Consider the following 17,466-nt stretch of genomic DNA (forward strand, 5'->3'; position numbering starts at 1 on the left):
CCGATGAAAAATTGTGTTGACAGGCAAATACCTCGCCCCTAATATGCGCCCCGTCCAAGCGACGGGGCTATAGCTCAGCTGGGAGAGCGCTTGCATGGCATGCAAGAGGTCGACGGTTCGATCCCGTCTAGCTCCACCAAATTTGCCACCGAACGAATTCCAGCGCGTTCGAGTGAATGAAGGTTTCGTCCCCTTCGTCTAGTGGCCTAGGACACCGCCCTTTCACGGCGGTAACAGGGGTTCGAGTCCCCTAGGGGACGCCACTTCACGCAGTGCCTGCACTGCACGTCGAGAGACGCAAAATCCGGGGCTATAGCTCAGCTGGGAGAGCGCTTGCATGGCATGCAAGAGGTCGACGGTTCGATCCCGTCTAGCTCCACCAATCACTGACAAGGCCAGCCTAGTGCTGGCCTTGTTCTTCGAAGGTTCTGTCCCCTTCGTCTAGTGGCCTAGGACACCGCCCTTTCACGGCGGTAACAGGGGTTCGAGTCCCCTAGGGGACGCCACTTTCTTTCCGCGTTTTGCGGACTTCAAGGGTCATTCTTCGGAATGGCCCTTTTGTTTTTCCGGCCTCTGCATTGACGCGACGAGCGGTCCGGGTCTCGGCTTGCGCATTCTTATTATGGTTGTAATATTAAATCCATCATCTGATGGAGGCTGCCATGAGCGACAAGAAGGCCAGAACCCGCCTGCGCATTCTCGGCGCCGCCAGTGCCGCACTGGTCCGGCGTGGTCCGCTGCAGCCGGGCGTGGCCGAGGTGATGGAGTCCGCCGGCCTCACCGTCGGCGGCTTCTATGCCCACTTCGAGAGCAAGGAGGCGCTGATGCTGGAGGCCTTCCGTGACCTGCTCGGGCGGCGTCGGCAGTTGCTCCGGCAGCTCGACGACAGCCTGACGGCCGAGGAGCGGCGGGTGCTGGCCGCGGCCTTCTACCTATCGCGCAAGCATCGCGATGCCGGCAGCGATGCCTGCCCGCTGCCCAGTTCGCTGGGTGAGGTCAGTCACCTGCCCGAGCCTTTCCGCCTGGTGCTGGTCGAGCATGTCGAGCTGATGGTGGCTGAACTGGCCGGCAGCCCGGAGGAGGCCGACAAGGTGCTGGCCGATCTGGCTCTGATGGTGGGTGGTCTGGCGCTGGCTCGCGCACTGGGTGCGGGCGAGCTGTCGGATCGGGTTCTGCGTGCCGCCAAGTCGGCGGTGCTGTGAAAGCGTGCCCGCCTGGCGGGCCTTTGTGAGGAGAAGCGAGATGAGCAGCATGAGCTGGATTCGTGGCTTCAATGCCACTGTTGGTCGCCTGGCCCCGGATCTGGTGGCCAGCAAGATGCACCGGGCCTTCCTCACGCCGCGCGACCTGCCGCCACGCGACTGGGAGCTGCCGCTGCTGGCCGAGTCCGAGCGCATTACCCTGCGCTTCGGCCTGTCCGCCCTGCGCTGGGGGCAGGGGCCCGCGGTACTCCTGCTGCACGGCTGGGAAGGTCGGCCGACCCAGTTCGCCGAGCTGATTCGTGCCCTGGTGCGGGCCGGCTACGGCGTGGTGGCCCTGGACGCCCCGGCCCATGGTCGCTCGCCGGGGCACGAGGCCAACGTGGTGCTGTTCGCCCGCGCCTTGCTGGAGGCGGCGGGTGAGCTGCCGCCGCTGAAGGCGGTGATCGGCCATTCCCTGGGTGGCGCCAGCGCCTTGCTGGCCACCCAGCTCGGCCTGCGCACCGAGGCGCTGGTGACCATCGCCGCGCCGGCGCGCATCCTCGGCGCCCTGCGCCGTTTCGCCCACTTCGTCGGCCTGCCGAAGCAGGCCAGGGCACGCTTCGTGCGCATGGTCGAGCAGAGCGCCGGCATGCCCGCCGCGCAGCTCGACGTGGCGCGCTATCAGCTGGATTTCCCCGGCCTGGTGGTGCATGCCGAGGACGACCCCATGGTGCCCTATGGCGAGGCGCAGAGCATCCACGCGGCCTGGCCCGGCAGCCGCCTGCTGCCCCTGGAGCGGGGCGGCCACAGCAAGCCGCTGGGCGATCCGCGGGTGGTCGAGGCGGTGCTGGAGCTGCTCGGCAGCGCCGACCTGCACAGCGCCGTCAGCCGCCGGGTGCTGGCTGCCACGGCGCTAGCTTCCTGAGCGCCAGGCGCTACGCGGGCGCTAAAACGTTACACTCCCTGCCATGTGCCCACTGCGCCGAAGTTGTGCTTCGCGGCCAGTGGGCGCCGTCACAGCAGCCAATGCCGTTCGCTGAAGGGGAGGTGACATGGGCCTGACGATGGATGTGGTACTGCAACGCGCCCGCCCGGTGCTGCCGGTGCTGGTGATCGAGGATTGCGCGTTGGCGGTGGACCTGGCACATGCCCTGTACGCCGGTGGCGTCGAGGTGCTGGAAGTGACCCTGCGCACGCCGCGCGCGCTGGATGCCCTGGCGGCCATTCGCCAGGCCCTGCCGCAGCTGCTGGTGGGCGCCGGCACGGTGATCCATGCCGAGCAGTTCCAGGAAGCGCGCGACGCCGGCGCCCAGTTCGCCGTCAGCCCGGGCTGCACCGAGCGCCTGGCGGCGGCGGCCGACGACTCCGGGCTGCCCTACCTGCCGGCGGTGATGACGCCTTCCGAGGTGCTGCTGGCGCTGGAGTACGGCTATCGCTCGCTCAAGCTGTTCCCGGCCAATGGCGCCGCCAGCGTGAAGATGCTGAAAAGCTTCAAGGGGCCCTTCACCGGCATCCGCTTCTGTCCCACCGGCGGGATCACCGCGGACAACCTGCTGAGCTTCCTGCGCCTGCCCAACGTGGCCTGTGTCGGCGGTACCTGGATCGCCCCGGATAACCTGATCCGCGCCCGTGCCTGGGACCAGATCACCCAGCTGGCCAGCGAGGCCCGGGCCCTGGCCGCCGGCGTGGAGGCCAAACCATGAGCTGGGACCTGCCCGAGCCCTTCGTCATCGACCTGGTGGTGAATGCCGACGACATCGACGGCCTCGGCCATGCCAACAACGCGGTCTACGTCAGCTGGCTGGAGCGCTGCGCCTGGCGCCACTCGCAGCACCTGGGCCTGGACCTGGCCGAGTACCGCCGTCTGGATCGTGCCATGGCGGTGCTGCGCCACGAGATCGACTACCTGGCCAGCGCCTACGAGGGCGAGGAGCTGCAGATGGCCACCTGGATCGTCGAGTCCGACCACAGGCTGAAGATGACCCGGCGCTTCCAGCTGTGGCGCCCGGCCGACGCCACCACCCTGCTGCGCGCCCAGACCACCTTCGTCTGCATCGAGCTGTCCAGCGGCAAGCCCAAGCGCATGCCGACGGAGTTCGTCGAGGGCTATGGGCGCGCGCTGCTGCAGCCCTATCCCCTGGAGCTGTAGGCCAGCCATCGCGGCTCACTACTCGGCGGGCCCGGTGCTGGCTACAATCGCCACCCCGTTTTTCGAGACCTCTGCCGTGCAAATCGCCCTGGCCCCCATGGAGGGGCTGGTCGACGAGATCCTGCGCGATGTGCTGACCCGTGTCGGCGGCATCGACTGGTGCGTCACCGAGTTCATCCGCGTCAGCGACCGCCTGTTGCCCGAGGCCGCCTACCGCAAGCTGGCGCCCGAGCTGGCCGAGGGGGCGCGCACCCGCGCCGGCACGCCGCTGCGCGTGCAGCTGCTCGGCTCCGACCCCGCCTGCCTGGCGGACAACGCGGCCTTCGCCTGCAGCCTCGGCGCGCCGGTGATCGACCTCAACTTCGGCTGCCCGGCCAAGACGGTGAACAAGTCGCGAGGCGGCGCCGTGCTGCTCAAGGAGCCGGAGCTGCTGCACGCCATCGTGCGCGAGGTGCGCCGTGCCGTGCCGGCCGAGATTCCGGTCACCGCCAAGATGCGCCTGGGCTTCGACAGCCCGGACGGCGCCCTGGATTGTGCCCGCGCCCTGGTCGAGGGCGGGGCGGCCAAGCTGGTGGTGCACGCGCGGACCAAGGTCGATGGCTACAAGCCACCGGCCCACTGGGAATGGGTGGCGCGGGTGCAGGAAGTGGTCGCCGTGCCGGTCTACGCCAATGGCGAAATCTGGACGGTGGACGACTGGCAACGTTGCCGCGCGGTCAGCGGCGCCGAGTACATCATGCTCGGCCGTGGCCTGGTCTCGCGCCCCGACCTGGCCCGGCAGATCGCCGCGGCGCGCGCCGGCGAGGACGTCGTGCCGATGGGCTGGGATGAGCTGCTGCCACTGCTCCGGGACTTCTGGCGGCAGGCCCGGCGCAAGCTGGCGCCGCGCTACGCGCCGGGGCGTCTCAAGCAGTGGCTGGCCATGCTCACCCGCAGCTACCCGCAGGCGGTGGCGCTGTTCGCCGAGGTGCGTCGGGAAAACGACTGCGCGCGTCTCGATGCGCTGCTCGGCGTGACGCCGACCGCCAGCGACTAGGCCTGTGCAGTGTCGCCGGCCGCCATGCGACCTCTTGAAATCCTGCCGAGTATCCACATCTAGGAAATGCGGGATGCCGCAGTCGGGTCCCGCGGTCCACCTACTCGCTGAACTTCAGGAGATACGTCATGAGCACTGCATTTTCCATGGCCCCGCTGCTGCGCCAGTCCATCGGTTTCGACCGTTTCAACGACCTGTTCGAGTCTGCCCTGCGCAATGACGCCGGGACGTCCTACCCGCCCTACAACGTGGAGAAGCATGGCGAGGACGAATACCGCATCGTCATCGCGGTCGCCGGCTTCCAGGAGGAGGATCTCGAGCTGCAGGTCGAGCGCGGCGTACTGACCGTGACGGGGGGCAAGCGCGAGCGCAATGCGGCCGAAGTGACCTATCTGCACCAGGGCATCGCCCAGCGCGGCTTCAAGCTGTCGTTCCGCCTGGCCGATCACATCGAGGTCAAGGCCGCCGACCTGGCCAACGGCCTGCTCAATATCGACCTGGTGCGCATCGTGCCGGAGGAAGCCAAGGTCAAGCGCATCCCCATCGGCGGTCAGCAGCCCGTGCTGCAGGGCTGAAGTGGTCTGATGCGACATGCGAAGGGCACCTGCGGGTGCCCTTCGCGTTTGTTCAGGGCTGCCGCCGGGCGTGCAGCAGCCGGTGGAACTCCTCGAGCGGCAGCGGCTTGCTGAACAGGTAGCCCTGGTACTGGTGGCAGCCCTGCTGCTGGAGGAACTCCAGCTGCTCGGGCTGCTCGACGCCTTCGGCGACCATGTCCAGATTGAGGCTGCGCGCCATGGCGACGATGGCGCGGATGATCTCGGCGTCGTTGGGGTCGCTGGTGGCATCGCGGACGAAGGACTGGTCGATCTTCAGCACATCCACCGGCAGGCGCTTGAGGTAGGTCAGCGAGCTGTAGCCGGTGCCGAAGTCGTCCATCGCGAAGCTCAGGCCCAGGCGCTTGAGACGCAGCATCTTGGCGATGGTGTCGTCCAGGTTCTGAATCACGATGCTCTCGGTGATCTCCAGCTTGAGCATCCTGGCCGGCAGCTCACTGAGCTGCAGGCAGCGCTCGACCCGCTCGACGAAGTCGCCCTGGCGGAACTGCCGGGGGCTGATGTTGACGCACAGCTGGAAGTTGTCGCGGCGCACCAGCTTCTGCTGCAGCAGGCTGGCCACCGCATGGCAGGCCTCGTCGAGGACCCAGGCGCCCACTTCGAGGATCAGCCCGCTTTCCTCCAGTACCTGGATGAACTGCCCCGGTGACTGCTGGCCGAGGGTCGGATGGCTCCAGCGCAGCAGGGCCTCGGCGCCGATCACACGGTCGTCGCGGGCATCCACCTGGGGCTGGAAGTACAGTTCGAACTCGCCGCGGGCCAGGGCCAGGCGCAGGTCGTTCTCCAGGCGCAGGCGCTCGCTGGCCGCTTCCTGCATGGATTTGCGGAACAGCTGGATGGTGTTGCGCCCGGAGTCCTTGGCCCGGTACAGGGCGATGTCGGCGCGCTTGAGCAGATCGGTCGGGTTGTCGCCGTGGTCCGGCAGTAGGGCGATACCGATGCTCGGCGTCACCTGCAGGCGATGGCCGTCCAGCAGCATCGGCTCGGCCAGCAGGCGGCGCAGCTTTTCCGCCACCAGACGGACCTGGCGGGTGACCTCGGAGCGCTTGCCTTCCAGGCCGGAAATCAGCACCACGAACTCGTCGCCGCCCAGGCGCGCCACCGTGTCCTCCTGGCGCACGCTGGCTTCCAGGCGGGCGGTGACCATCTTCAGCACGGCATCGCCAACCGGATGGCCGAGGCTGTCGTTGATGTGCTTGAAGTGGTCGAGGTCGAGGAACAGCAGGGCGCCGTGCAGGTCGTGGCGCTTGAGCAGGGATATCTGCTGGATCAGGCGGTCCATCAACAGGGCGCGGTTGGGCAGGTTGGTCAGCGGGTCGTGGTAGGCCAGGTGCTGCACCTGGGCCTGGGCAGCCTTCAGTTCGCTGATGTCGCGGGCAGTCAGCAACAGGCAGGGCGTGCCATTCAGCTCGATGGGCTCGACCGAGACCTCCACCAGCTGCAGCGCGCCGTTGCGGTGCTGGCCGTGCATTTCCAGGTGATAGACGCGGCCATCGCGGATGATGGCCTCGACCATGCGCGCGCGCTCTTCCGGGTAGGCCCAGACGTTGAGCTCCAGGGCGCTGCGCCCGATCACTTCTTCCGGGCGGTAGCCGGTGAGGCGGCAGAAGCCTTCGTTGACCTCGATGAAGCGCCCGCTGTCACGCTCGGTGATGGTGATGGCGTCGGGGCTGGAATGGAAGGCCTTGGCGAACTTCTCCTGGCTGGCCTTGAGTGCGGCTTCGGCGGCCTGGCGCTCGGTGATGTCGCGGAAGGTGGTGGTGATGCACAGCTGGCGGTCGACGCGGATGAAGCGGCTGGACACCACGCAGGTCAGCTGGTGGCCGCCCTTGGTGCGGAAGCGCGCCACCTCGTTGTTGAGGCCCTGTTGCTGGTTCAGCTTGGCGAACAGCTGGTCACGCTGTCGCTCGTCGACCCAGAAACGCAGCTCTGGGGCGCTACGCCCGACTATCTGCTCGGGCTGCCAGCCGAACACCTGGCAGAAGCTGGGGTTGACCTCGACGAACACGCCATCGCGGATGCGCGTTACGCAGATGGGCTCGGGGCTGGCCTGGAACAGGGTGACGAACTTCTCCTCGGAGGAGGCCAGGCGCTGCTCGCGCAGCACTCGCTCGGTGATGTCCATGAGGATTCCGGCCATGCGCAGCGGCTGCTCCTGGCTGTCGCGGTAGAGCTTGGCGGTGCTCTCCAGGTAGCGGGTGTCGCCGTTCTTCAGGCGGGTGCGGTAGGTCACCTGATATTCGCGCTGGATGCCGGCGCAGGCGTCGCGGTAGGCCTGGCGCATGAGCTTCTGGTCCGTCGTCGGGACGCGCTCGAAGAAGTCGGCGAAGGGGCCGTGGTAGGGCTCGGCGGGCAGGCCATGCAGGCTGGCGGCGCGTTCCGAGGCATAGAGCAGGCCGCTGGGAATGTGCCAGTCCCAGGTGCCCAGGTTGGCCGAGTCCAGGGCCAGGGTCAGGCGCTCCTGGCTGTCGCGCAGGGCCAGTTCCTGTTCCTGCTGCTGGGTGATGTCGCGGATCACCCCGAAAACCTGCTTGCGCCCGCTGGCGTCCAGCTGCGGCCGGCCGCTGATCTCCAGCCAGTGCAGGCTGCCGTCGGGCCAGCGGATGCGGTGGCGCAGGGGTTCGACAATCGGCTGGCCTTCCAGCACCTGCCGGAACAGCTGCTGCACTTTGGCGCGGTCTTCCTCGGGGATCAGCTCGATGTAGTCGACGCGCTGTTCCAGCGGATTCTTCGGGTCCAGGCCGAACAGTGCCTGGGCGCCGCGCGACCAGTTGACCTTGCCGCTCTCGATGTCCCAGTACCAGGCGCCCAGGTGCGCCCCGTTGAGGGCGGCGAGCAGGCGCGGCGCATCCTGCCAGGTCTTCTCGAACTCGGCGGGATCGAGGGCGGGGATGTAGGGGAAGGGCGGCTGCTTGGGCGGTCTGGACATCGCGTTCTCGTCCGGCGCTCGGCACGGCCTCGCCACCCGGTGGGAAGGGGCGCTGGAGCGGCATGCAGGCGTCTTTTTTATCGTTATGTCCTCACGTTAGCCGCAGTTTTGCCGTCAAGGCAAGCGGCGTTGCTGGTCGAGCAGGGCCATGAAGGCTTTGGCCGCGTTGGACAGGGTTCGTTCCCGGTGCAGGATGTAGCCGAGGCGCCGCTGCAGCTGGATGCCCGGTAGTGGCAGGCGTACCACCTGGTCGTCGAGCATGGTGCGCGGCAGCACGCTCCAGGCCAGGCCGATGGAGACCATCATCTTGATCGTCTCCAGGTAGTTGGTGCTCATGCCGATGTTGGGCGTCAGCCCCTGGGCGGCGAACAGGTTGTTGACGATGTGGTGGGTGAAGGTGTTGCCGCCGGGGAACACCGCCGGGTGCAGCGCCACGTCGGCCAGGGTCACCGCGCCGTTGCGCGCCAGTGGGTGCTCGGGGGCGGCGACGAAGTCCAGCGGGTCGTCCCACACTGGCACCGCGTGCACCGGCTCGCGGGTCTCCGGGGCCAGGGTGATCACCGCCAGCTCGGCGCGGCCGTGGAGAATCTCCTCGTAGGCCACCTCGGAGTCGAGGAACTGGATATCCAGAGCCACCTGCGGATGCTGACGGGTGAAGGCCCGCAGCAGCGGCGGCAGGCGATGCAGGCCGATATGGTGGCTGGTGGCCAGGGTCAGGCGGCCGCTGACTTCGCCATTGAGATTGGTCAGGGCGCGGCGGGTGTCGTCCAGCACATTGAGGATCTGGTAGGCCCGCGGCAGCAGGGCGCGTCCGGCCTCGGTCAGGTTCACCTCGCGGCCCAGGCGGTCGAACAGGCGCACGTCGAGCTGCTGCTCCAGGCCGGCGATGCGCTTGCTTACCGCCGGTTGGGTCAGGTGCAGGCGCTCGGCCGCCTCGGAGAAGCTGCCGGCTTCGGCGATGGCGATGAAGGCGTTGAGGTTGGCCAGGTCCATGGGTGTCTGCGCTCGGCTCGGTGATTGTCGGTCTTATAGCGCATTGCATTCCGCTCAGGAATGCTTGGAATAAAAAATATGAATTGGAGTTATTCGAGCCGAATCCCTAGGATCGCCCCATCAGCAGAAGGGTTATCAGCCCTCGCTCCGCACATGACCTGATCGAGGACATAAGCAAATGGCCGGCAAGACGCTCTACGACAAGCTCTGGGACATGCACGAGGTGAAGCGCCGCGACGACGGTTCGTCGCTGATCTACATCGACCGGCAGATCCTCCACGAAGTGACCTCGCCGCAGGCCTTCGAGGGCCTGCGTCTGGCCGGGCGCAAGCCCTGGCGCGTGGACGCCAATATCGCCACTCCGGACCACAACGTGCCGACCACCAAGGCCGAGCGCCAGGGCGGCCTGGAGGCCATCGTCGACGAAGTGTCGCGCATCCAGGTGCAGACCCTGGACGAGAACTGCGACGACTTCGGCATCCTCGAGTTCAAGATGAACGACAGCCGCCAGGGCATCGTCCACGTGGTCGGCCCGGAGCAGGGCGCCACCCTGCCGGGTATGACCGTGGTCTGCGGCGACTCGCACACCTCCACCCACGGCGCCTTCGGTGCGCTGGCCCATGGCATCGGTACTTCCGAGGTCGAGCATGTGCTCGCCACCCAGTGCCTGGTGGCCAAGAAGATGAAGAATATGCAGGTGCGTGTCGAAGGCCGGCTGCCCTTCGGTGTCACCGCCAAGGACATCGTCCTCGCGATCATCGGCAAGATCGGTACTGCCGGCGGCAACGGCCATGCCCTGGAATTCGCCGGCAGCGCCATCCGTGAGCTGTCCATGGAAGGCCGCATGACCATCTGCAACATGGCCATCGAGGCCGGCGCCCGCGTTGGCCTGGTGGCCGTGGACGAGAAGACCATCGCCTATGTCGAGGGTCGCCCCTTCGCGCCCAAGGGCGCCGACTGGGACAAGGCCGTGGCCCAGTGGCAGACCCTGGTGTCCGACGCCGATGCGCATTTCGATACCGTGGTCGAGCTGAAGGCCGAAGAGATCAAGCCGCAGGTGTCCTGGGGCACTTCGCCGGAAATGGTCCTGGCCGTGGATGAGAAGGTGCCAGACCCGGCGGCCGAGGCCGACCCGGTCAAGCGCGACTCCATCGTCCGCGCCCTCAAGTACATGGGCCTGACCGCCAACCAGCCGATCACCGAGATCAAGCTGGACCGCGTGTTCATCGGCTCCTGCACCAACTCGCGCATCGAGGACCTGCGCGCCGCCGCCGAGGTGGCCAAGGGCCGCAAGGTGGCCGCCAACGTCAAGCAGGCGCTGGTGGTTCCGGGCTCCGGCCTGGTCAAGGCGCAGGCTGAACAGGAAGGTCTGGACAAGATCTTTATCGAGGCCGGCTTCGAATGGCGCGAGCCGGGCTGTTCCATGTGCCTGGCGATGAACCCGGACAAGCTGGGCAGCGGCGAGCATTGCGCCTCGACCTCCAACCGCAACTTCGAGGGCCGTCAGGGCGCCGGTGGCCGTACCCACCTGGTCAGCCCGGCCATGGCTGCGGCGGCTGCCGTGACCGGCCACTTCATCGACGTGCGCGAACTGATCCAGGCCTGAGGAGAGCGAACATGAAAGCCTTTACCCAACACACCGGCCTGGTCTGCCCGCTGGATCGCGCCAACGTCGACACCGACCAGATCATCCCCAAGCAGTTCCTCAAGTCGATCAAGCGCACCGGCTTCGGCCCCAACCTGTTCGACGAGTGGCGCTACCTGGATGTCGGCCAGCCCAACCAGGACTGCTCCAAGCGCCCGGTGAACCAGGACTTCGTGCTCAATTTCCCGCGTTACCAGGGCGCCAGCGTACTGCTGGCACGCGAGAACTTCGGCTGCGGCTCGAGCCGTGAGCACGCGCCCTGGGCGCTGGACGAGTACGGCTTCCGTGCCGTGATCGCGCCGAGCTTCGCCGACATCTTCTTCAACAACAGCTTCAAGAACGGTCTGCTGCCGATCATCCTCAAGGATGCAGAAGTCGACGAGCTGTTCGCCCAGTGCGAGGCCACCGAGGGCTACCAGCTGACCGTCGACCTGGCGGCGCAGACCGTGACCCGCCCGGACGGCAAGCAGTACCGTTTCGAGGTGGATGCCTTCCGCAAGCACTGCCTGCTCAACGGCCTGGACGACATCGGCCTGACCCTGCAGGACCAGGAGGCGATCAGGGCCTTCGAAGCCAAACACCAGCAGAGCAGCCCCTGGCTGTTCGGCGCGATCAAGTGATTAAGGATTGAGCATGAGCAAGCAGATTCTGGTTCTCCCCGGCGACGGCATCGGCCCGGAAATTATGGCCGAGGCGGTCAAGGTGCTGAACCTGGCCAATGACAAGTACAACCTCGGCTTCGAGCTGTCCTTCGATGACCTGGGTGGTGCCGCCATCGACCGTTACGGCGTGCCGCTGGCCGACGAGACCCTGGAGCGCGCCCGTGCCGCCGATGCCGTGCTGCTTGGCGCCGTTGGCGGGCCGAAGTGGGACACCATCGACCCGGCCATCCGTCCGGAGCGCGGCCTGCTGAAGATCCGCTCGCAGCTGGGCCTGTTCGGCAACCTGCGTCCGGCCATCCTCTACCCGCAACTGGCCGAGGCCTCCAGCCTCAAGCCGGAGGTGGTGGCTGGCCTGGACATCCTCATCGTCCGCGAGCTGACCGGTGGCATCTACTTCGGCCAGCCGCGCGAGAGCAAGGTGCTGGAAAACGGCGAGCGCATGGCCTACGACACCCTGCCGTATAGCGAGAGCGAGATCCGCCGCATCGCCAAGGTCGGCTTCGACATGGCCATGGTACGGGGCAAGAAGCTGTGCTCGGTGGACAAGGCCAACGTGCTGGCCTCCAGCCAGTTGTGGCGCGCTGTGGTCGAGGAAGTGGCCAAGGACTACCCGCAGGTCGAGCTGTCGCACATGTACGTGGACAACGCCGCCATGCAGCTGGTGCGCGCGCCCAAGCAGTTCGACGTGATCGTCACCGACAACATGTTCGGCGACATCCTCTCCGACGAGGCCTCCATGCTCACCGGCTCCATCGGCATGCTGCCGTCGGCCTCGCTGGACGCCAACAACAAGGGCATGTATGAGCCCTGCCACGGCTCGGCGCCGGACATCGCCGGCAAGGGCATCGCCAACCCGCTGGCGACCATCCTCTCGGTGTCGATGATGCTGCGCTACAGCTTCAACCAGTCTGCCGCCGCCGATGCGATCGAGCAGGCCGTGAGCCTGGTGCTGGATCAGGGCCTGCGCACCGGCGACATCTGGTCGGAAGGCAAGACCAAGGTCGGTACCGCCGCCATGGGTGATGCCGTAGTCGAGGCGCTGCGCAGCCTGTAATCTTTCCAGCCCCGCCACGCTAGGGCGGGGCTGCTTATCGAGGTACGAGTGTTATGAAACGTGTAGGTCTGATCGGTTGGCGCGGTATGGTCGGTTCCGTGCTCATGCAGCGCATGCTGGAAGAGCGTGACTTCGACCTGATCGAGCCCGTGTTCTTCACCACCTCCAATGTCGGCGGCCAGGGGCCGGCGATTGGCAAGGACGTCGCCCCGCTGAAGGATGCCTACAGCATCGACGAGCTGAAGAGCCTCGACGTGATCCTGACCTGCCAGGGCGGCGACTACACCAACGAAGTCTTCCCCAAGCTGCGCGAAGCCGGCTGGAACGGCTACTGGATCGACGCGGCCTCCAGCCTGCGCATGGCCGATGACTCGGTGATCGTGCTGGACCCGGTGAACCGCAAGGTGATCGACCAGTCGCTGGACTCTGGCACCAAGAACTACATCGGCGGCAACTGCACCGTCAGCCTGATGCTGATGGCCCTGGGCGGCCTGTACGAAGCCGGCCTGGTCGAGTGGATGAGCGCCATGACCTACCAGGCGGCTTCCGGCGCCGGTGCGCAGAATATGCGCGAGCTGATCAAACAGATGGGCGCGATCCACGGCGCCGTGGCCGATGATCTGGCCAACCCGGCCAGCGCCATCCTCGACATCGACCGCAAGGTCGCCGAGACCATGCGTGGCGAAGGCTTCCCGGTGGACAACTTCGGCGTGCCGCTGGCCGGCAGTCTGATCCCCTACATCGACAAGGAGCTGCCCAACGGCCAGAGCCGCGAGGAGTGGAAGGGCCAGGCCGAGACCAACAAGATCCTCGGTCGGATCAAGAGTCCGATCCCGGTAGACGGCCTGTGCGTGCGCATCGGCGCCATGCGTTGCCATAGCCAGGCGCTGACCATCAAGCTGAACAAGGACGTGCCGATGGCCGACATCGAGGGCCTGATCAGCCAGCACAACCCCTGGGTCAAGCTGGTGCCGAACACCCGCGAGGCGAGCATCCGCGACCTCGGCCCGACCGCCGTCACCGGTACCCTGAGCGTACCGGTCGGCCGCTTGCGCAAGCTCAACATGGGCTCGCAGTACCTCGGCGCCTTCACCGTCGGCGACCAGCTGTTGTGGGGTGCGGCTGAGCCGCTGCGGCGCATGCTGCGCATCCTGCTGGAGCGCTGATCGCGCGTGTTGCGCCAGAGGGCCGGTCCATGACCGGCCCTTTTTATTTTCTGCGCCGTGCGGGTAGAGTGCCGGCCATTCGCTATTCCCAGAAGGCTTTCCGATGTCCAAGACCCTCGATATCGCCGTGATCGGCGCCACCGGTACCGTCGGCGAAACCCTGGTGCAGTTGCTGGAGGAGCGCGAGTTCCCGCTCGGCAGCCTGCATCTGTTGGCGGGCGGCGATTCCGCGGGGCAGTCCGTGCCTTTCCGCGGCAAGAACCTGCGGGTGCGTGAGCTGGACGGGTTCGACTTCGCTCAGGTGCGCCTGGCGTTCTTCGCCGCCGGCGAGGAGGTCAGCCGCCAGTACGCCGCCAAGGCCCAGGCGGCCGGCTGTTCGGTGATCGACCTGAGTGGCGCCCTGGAACAGGCATTGCCGGTCGTGCCCGAAGCCAACGCCGAGGCGCTGGCTGGTGCCAGTGCACCCTATCTGCTGTCCAGTCCGGCGCCGGCCGCCGCCGCCCTGGCTGCCGTGCTGGCACCGCTGCGCGACCGGCCCGGCTTGCGCAAGATCACCCTGAATGCGGTCCTGGCCGTTTCCACTCTGGGGCGCGCCGGGGTCAGCGAGCTGGCGCGCCAGACCACCGAGCTGCTCAACATGCGCCCGCTGGAGCCGCAGCTGTTCGATCGCCAGGTGGCGTTCAACCTGCTGGCCCGGGTTGGCGAACCGGGGGAGGGTGGTCATGCCCGGCTGGAGCGGCGGATGGCCGATGAGCTGAAGCGGGTGCTGGGCGTCTCGGGGCTGAAAGTGGCGGTCACCTGTTGTGTGGCGCCGGTGTTCTTCGGCGACAGCCTGGCCGTCTCCCTGGAAACCGCAGAGGCGGTGGATATAAAGGAAGTTGCCGCACTGCTGGGGCGGCAGGCGGGTATCGAGCTGGTGGAGGAGGGGGATTATCCGACTGTCGTCGGGGATGCGGTGGGCCAGGATGAACTGTATGTTGGGCGCTTGCGTGCTGGCCTGGACGACCCTGCCGAGCTTAATTTGTGGATTGCGTCAGATAACGTGCGAAAAGGCTCTGCGCTCAATGCTGTGCAAATTGGCGAGTTGTTGATAAAACACTATCTGTAAAAGATACTTAGCCCCAAATTTGAAGATTTATTCTAGCTTGGCAATACTGGTTTGGTAGTTCGCTGGCGGGGAGTCGCCTCTGGGCGGGTGCAGGCAGCGCGCTTCAAAATCCTCTCGTGCAACGAGAAAAAAAGATAAAACAAGGGATTACACTATGGTTCGGGTTCGCAAACTGGTGCTGGCAATTGCGGCTGCTTCCGCGCTGACTTCCGGTACGGCACATGCGCTGGGGCTGGGGGAGATCGACCTGCAGTCCTCGCTGAGCCAGCCGCTGGTGGCGGAGATCGAGCTGCTCGAGGTGCGCGATCTGGCACCCGGTGAGGTGATCCCGGCGCTTGCCTCGGCCGAGGAGTTCAACAAGGCCGGTGTCGATCGCCAGTACTTCCTGACCGATCTCAAGTTCACGCCGATCATCAAGCCCAACGGCAAGAGCGTGATTCGCATCACCTCTACCAAGCCGGTGCGCGAGCCCTACGTCAACTTCCTCGTCGAAGTGCTGTGGCCGAATGGCCGGCTGCTGCGCGAGTACACTCTGCTGCTCGATCCGCCGCTGTATTCCCCCACTCCGGCGCTGACCACTGCGCCGAGTCTGCCGGTAGCCGCTGCACCGGCACCCCGCCCGCAGGCTGCGGCGCCCACTCCGCGCCCGGTTACCCCCAGCGCCAGTGCCCCGGTTCGCCCGGCCGCACCAGTCGCTCCGGCTGCTCCGGCCCCGGCGGCTCCGGTGAAGGTGGCAGCCGATCAGTACAAGACCACTTCCAGCGACACCCTGTGGGAAATCGCCCAGAACAGTCGCCAGAGCGGTAGCGTGCACCAGGCCATGCTGGCCATTCAGGAGCTCAACCCTAATGCCTTCATCGGCGGCAATATCAACCGTCTGAAGAGTGGCCAGGTGCTGCGCCTGCCTACCGATGCGCAGATCAAGAGCCGCAGCCAGGCCGAAGCCCTGGCCCAGGTCGCCGAGCAGAATGCCGCCTGGCGTGAGGGGCGCAGCGTCGCCGCCAGTTCTTCCCGCCAGCTGGATGCCACCAAGCGTGACAGCGCCGGTGCGGCGCCAGCCAAGGCCGAGGCCAAGGACAGCCTGAAGCTGGTTTCCGCCGACAGTGGCAAGTCGACTGCCGGTGCCGAGAAGGGCAAGGGCGATAGCAAGGCGCTCAATGACCAGCTGGCCGTCACCAAGGAAAGCCTGGATTCTACGCGTCGCGAAAACGAAGAGCTGAAAAGCCGCCTGGGCGACCTGCAGAGCCAGCTCGACAAGGCGCAGCGCCTGCTCGAACTCAAGGATAGCCAGCTGGCCAAGCTGCAGGCTGACCTGGCCAAGCAGGGCCAGACTGCGGCTGCGCCTTCCGCTGAGGCCAAGCCGCAGGAGGTCAAGCCGGCTGCTCCGGTTGCCGAGGCCAAGCCCGCCGAGGTGAAACCGGTCGAGAAGCCCGCTGCCGCCGATTTCAACTACGAAGAGCCGGCGCCCAAGGTCGAGCCAGCTAAGCCTGCCGTGCAGGCGCCGGCTCCCCAGCCGGCCAAGCCGGCCGCTGCCAAGCCCGAGCAGCCTGCCAAGCCGGTTACCAAGCCTGTGGTCAAGGAGCCGGAGCCGCAGGGCATGCTTGATCAGCTGCTGGCCAATCCCATGCTGCTCGGTGCTGCTGGCGGCGGCGTGCTGCTGGCGCTGCTGATTGGTCTGATGGTGCTGTCGCGCCGTAACGCTATGAAAGAGGCCGAGCTACAGAACAGTCTTTCTGCCGAGCAGGGCGATGACGCCTTTGCCTCCGACATGGACCTGCCGGACGACAGCTTTGCCGGGCTCGATGATGCTGCCGACCAGTCTGCAATCCGTGGTCAGGCTGAGGAGCGCGTCGCGCCGCAGACCGCCGATGCGCTGGGCGAGGCCGATATCTACATCGCCTACGGCAAGTTCAGTCAGGCTGCCGAGCTGCTGCACAATGCGATCAATGATGAGCCGCAGCGCGGTGACCTGCGCCTGAAGCTGATGGAGGTCTACGCTGAGCTGGGTGATCGTGACGGTTTTGCCCGCCAGGAGCAGGAACTGCGCGAGATCGGTGGCTCCGCCGGTGCCGTCGACCAGCTCAAGGCCAAGTATCCGGCGATGGCTGCAGCGGCCCTGGCTGGCGGTGCCGCAGTCGCCGCTGCCGATGAGCTGGACAGCTTCAGCCTGGATGACCTGACGCTGGACGAGCCGGCGTCGCCGCAGCCTGCTGCCGCTGATCTGGATGATGCCTTCGATCTGAGCCTGGATGAGCTGGACGTCAATCTGGACGAGCCGACTGCGCAGAGCACTCCGGCTGCCGAGGCAACGCTGGACGATCTGGAGCTGGATGCCGGCCTCGACTTCGACGCCCCGGCAGCTCCGGCCAGCACTGTTGCCAGCGACATGGATTTCGACCTGGACCTGGGCGGAGATGCTGCCGCTGAGAGCCTGTCCCTGGGCGACGATCTGGCCGACTTCAGTCTGGACCTGGAGGCCGAGAGCAAGCCGGCTGCTGTTGCCGAAGATGATTTCATGCTCAGCCTGGATGACGAGCCGATCGCGCCGGCTGCCGAGGTCGAGCTGGAGATGCCGGCCGACTTCGACTTGTCGCTGGCCGACGAGGCGCCCGCTGCTCCGGTGGCGGACAGCTTCGCCGCCCAGTTGGACGAGGTTTCCGCCGAGCTGAATGAGCTCAGTGGCGGTCTGGCCGACGAGCTGCCGGCTGCTCGGCCGGAGGCTTCCTCTAGCGCAGCGGGGCTGGATGTGGACGACGATTTCGACTTCCTCTCGGGTACCGACGAGACCGCCACCAAGCTGGATCTGGCACGTGCCTACATCGACATGGGCGACAGTGAAGGCGCCCGCGATATTCTCGACGAAGTGATCGCCGAGGGTAACGAGGGGCAGCAGCAGGAAGCACGTGAGCTGATTGCCAAGCTGAGCTGA

Annotated in this window: 14 protein-coding genes and 4 tRNA genes; 16 read left to right on the forward strand and 2 right to left on the reverse strand. The window is 66.5% G+C overall.

The window, feature by feature from the left end; translation table 11 throughout:
• Positions 1-63 precede the first annotated feature (63 nt).
• The 10 genes from AAG092_RS19140 (at position 64) to AAG092_RS19185 (ending at position 4,941) form a co-directional block, all read left to right on the forward strand.
• Positions 64-139: transfer RNA gene (locus AAG092_RS19140), tRNA-Ala, on the forward strand.
• A 48-nt stretch (positions 140-187) separates the two neighbouring features.
• A tRNA-Glu gene (locus AAG092_RS19145) sits at positions 188-263 on the forward strand.
• Positions 264-306: 43 nt separating this feature from the next.
• A tRNA-Ala gene (locus AAG092_RS19150) sits at positions 307-382 on the forward strand.
• Positions 383-430: 48 nt separating this feature from the next.
• A tRNA-Glu gene (locus tag AAG092_RS19155) sits at positions 431-506 on the forward strand.
• Positions 507-662: 156 nt separating this feature from the next.
• Positions 663-1,202 (forward strand): TetR/AcrR family transcriptional regulator, encoded by a 540-nt coding sequence (locus tag AAG092_RS19160; protein ID WP_373387915.1) that lies wholly within the window; start codon positions 663-665, stop codon positions 1,200-1,202.
• A 40-nt stretch (positions 1,203-1,242) separates the two neighbouring features.
• Positions 1,243-2,106: an alpha/beta fold hydrolase gene (locus AAG092_RS19165; RefSeq protein ID WP_373387916.1), complete on the forward strand. Its 864-nt coding sequence runs from the start codon at positions 1,243-1,245 to the stop codon at positions 2,104-2,106.
• Between the two features lie 127 nt (positions 2,107-2,233).
• A complete protein-coding gene (locus AAG092_RS19170; protein WP_373387917.1) occupies positions 2,234-2,884 on the forward strand; it encodes a bifunctional 4-hydroxy-2-oxoglutarate aldolase/2-dehydro-3-deoxy-phosphogluconate aldolase in 651 nt (216 codons plus the stop codon).
• Entirely contained in the window at positions 2,881-3,330 is a 450-nt protein-coding gene (locus AAG092_RS19175; RefSeq protein WP_373387918.1) for an acyl-CoA thioesterase, read from the forward strand. Before AAG092_RS19170 ends, AAG092_RS19175 begins: the two co-directional genes overlap by 4 nt.
• 76 nt (positions 3,331-3,406) lie before the next feature.
• The gene (locus tag AAG092_RS19180) at positions 3,407-4,366 is read left to right on the forward strand and encodes a tRNA dihydrouridine synthase (protein ID WP_373387919.1); all 960 of its coding nucleotides are present in this window, start codon (positions 3,407-3,409) and stop codon (positions 4,364-4,366) included.
• A gap of 128 nt (positions 4,367-4,494) precedes the next feature.
• Positions 4,495-4,941, forward strand: coding sequence for an Hsp20 family protein (locus tag AAG092_RS19185; protein ID WP_373387920.1), 447 nt, complete (start codon positions 4,495-4,497; stop codon positions 4,939-4,941).
• Positions 4,942-4,993: 52 nt separating this feature from the next.
• Here AAG092_RS19185 and AAG092_RS19190 read toward each other — a convergent pair whose 3' ends face one another.
• Together AAG092_RS19190 and AAG092_RS19195 are read right to left on the reverse strand one after the other, a co-directional pair.
• Positions 4,994-7,909 (reverse strand): EAL domain-containing protein, encoded by a 2,916-nt coding sequence (locus AAG092_RS19190; RefSeq protein ID WP_373387921.1) that lies wholly within the window; start codon positions 7,907-7,909, stop codon positions 4,994-4,996.
• A gap of 114 nt (positions 7,910-8,023) precedes the next feature.
• Positions 8,024-8,902, reverse strand: a complete 879-nt coding sequence (locus AAG092_RS19195; protein WP_373387922.1) for a LysR family transcriptional regulator — start codon at positions 8,900-8,902, stop codon at positions 8,024-8,026.
• 178 nt (positions 8,903-9,080) lie between these two features.
• Here AAG092_RS19195 and leuC point away from each other — a divergent pair, with 178 nt between their 5' ends.
• The 6 genes from leuC to AAG092_RS19225 all read left to right on the forward strand — a co-directional run bounded on the left by leuC (position 9,081) and on the right by AAG092_RS19225 (position 17,466).
• Entirely contained in the window at positions 9,081-10,508 is a 1,428-nt protein-coding gene (leuC, locus tag AAG092_RS19200; protein WP_373387923.1) for a 3-isopropylmalate dehydratase large subunit, read from the forward strand.
• An 11-nt stretch (positions 10,509-10,519) separates the two neighbouring features.
• Positions 10,520-11,167: a 3-isopropylmalate dehydratase small subunit gene (gene leuD / locus AAG092_RS19205; RefSeq protein ID WP_373387924.1), complete on the forward strand. Its 648-nt coding sequence runs from the start codon at positions 10,520-10,522 to the stop codon at positions 11,165-11,167.
• A gap of 13 nt (positions 11,168-11,180) precedes the next feature.
• Positions 11,181-12,263 (forward strand): 3-isopropylmalate dehydrogenase, encoded by a 1,083-nt coding sequence (gene leuB / locus AAG092_RS19210; protein ID WP_373387925.1) that lies wholly within the window; start codon positions 11,181-11,183, stop codon positions 12,261-12,263.
• A gap of 53 nt (positions 12,264-12,316) precedes the next feature.
• Entirely contained in the window at positions 12,317-13,429 is a 1,113-nt protein-coding gene (gene asd / locus AAG092_RS19215; RefSeq protein ID WP_373387926.1) for an aspartate-semialdehyde dehydrogenase, read from the forward strand.
• A 103-nt stretch (positions 13,430-13,532) separates the two neighbouring features.
• Positions 13,533-14,537 (forward strand): aspartate-semialdehyde dehydrogenase, encoded by a 1,005-nt coding sequence (locus AAG092_RS19220; RefSeq protein ID WP_373387927.1) that lies wholly within the window; start codon positions 13,533-13,535, stop codon positions 14,535-14,537.
• Between the two features lie 154 nt (positions 14,538-14,691).
• On the forward strand, positions 14,692-17,466 hold the full coding sequence (locus AAG092_RS19225; protein ID WP_373387928.1) for a FimV/HubP family polar landmark protein: 2,775 nt from the start codon (positions 14,692-14,694) through the stop codon (positions 17,464-17,466).

The sequence above is a fragment of the Pseudomonas alcaligenes genome, assembly GCF_041729615.1.
Lineage (GTDB): Bacteria > Pseudomonadota > Gammaproteobacteria > Pseudomonadales > Pseudomonadaceae > Aquipseudomonas > Aquipseudomonas alcaligenes_B.

Excerpts from the sequence above, each read along its gene's own strand:
- AAG092_RS19160 (WP_373387915.1), top strand. The coding sequence starts at position 663 with ATGAGCGACAAGAAGGCCAGAACCCGCCTGCGCATTCTCGGCGCCGCC.
- AAG092_RS19165 (WP_373387916.1), top strand. The coding sequence starts at position 1,243 with ATGAGCAGCATGAGCTGGATTCGTGGCTTCAATGCCACTGTTGGTCGC.
- AAG092_RS19170 (WP_373387917.1), top strand. The coding sequence starts at position 2,234 with ATGGGCCTGACGATGGATGTGGTACTGCAACGCGCCCGCCCGGTGCTG.
- AAG092_RS19175 (WP_373387918.1), top strand. The coding sequence starts at position 2,881 with ATGAGCTGGGACCTGCCCGAGCCCTTCGTCATCGACCTGGTGGTGAAT.
- AAG092_RS19185 (WP_373387920.1), top strand. The coding sequence starts at position 4,495 with ATGAGCACTGCATTTTCCATGGCCCCGCTGCTGCGCCAGTCCATCGGT.
- AAG092_RS19190 (WP_373387921.1), bottom strand. The coding sequence starts at position 7,909 with ATGTCCAGACCGCCCAAGCAGCCGCCCTTCCCCTACATCCCCGCCCTC.
- AAG092_RS19195 (WP_373387922.1), bottom strand. The coding sequence starts at position 8,902 with ATGGACCTGGCCAACCTCAACGCCTTCATCGCCATCGCCGAAGCCGGC.
- leuC (WP_373387923.1), top strand. The coding sequence starts at position 9,081 with ATGGCCGGCAAGACGCTCTACGACAAGCTCTGGGACATGCACGAGGTG.
- leuD (WP_373387924.1), top strand. The coding sequence starts at position 10,520 with ATGAAAGCCTTTACCCAACACACCGGCCTGGTCTGCCCGCTGGATCGC.
- leuB (WP_373387925.1), top strand. The coding sequence starts at position 11,181 with ATGAGCAAGCAGATTCTGGTTCTCCCCGGCGACGGCATCGGCCCGGAA.
- asd (WP_373387926.1), top strand. The coding sequence starts at position 12,317 with ATGAAACGTGTAGGTCTGATCGGTTGGCGCGGTATGGTCGGTTCCGTG.
- AAG092_RS19220 (WP_373387927.1), top strand. The coding sequence starts at position 13,533 with ATGTCCAAGACCCTCGATATCGCCGTGATCGGCGCCACCGGTACCGTC.
- AAG092_RS19225 (WP_373387928.1), top strand. The coding sequence starts at position 14,692 with ATGGTTCGGGTTCGCAAACTGGTGCTGGCAATTGCGGCTGCTTCCGCG.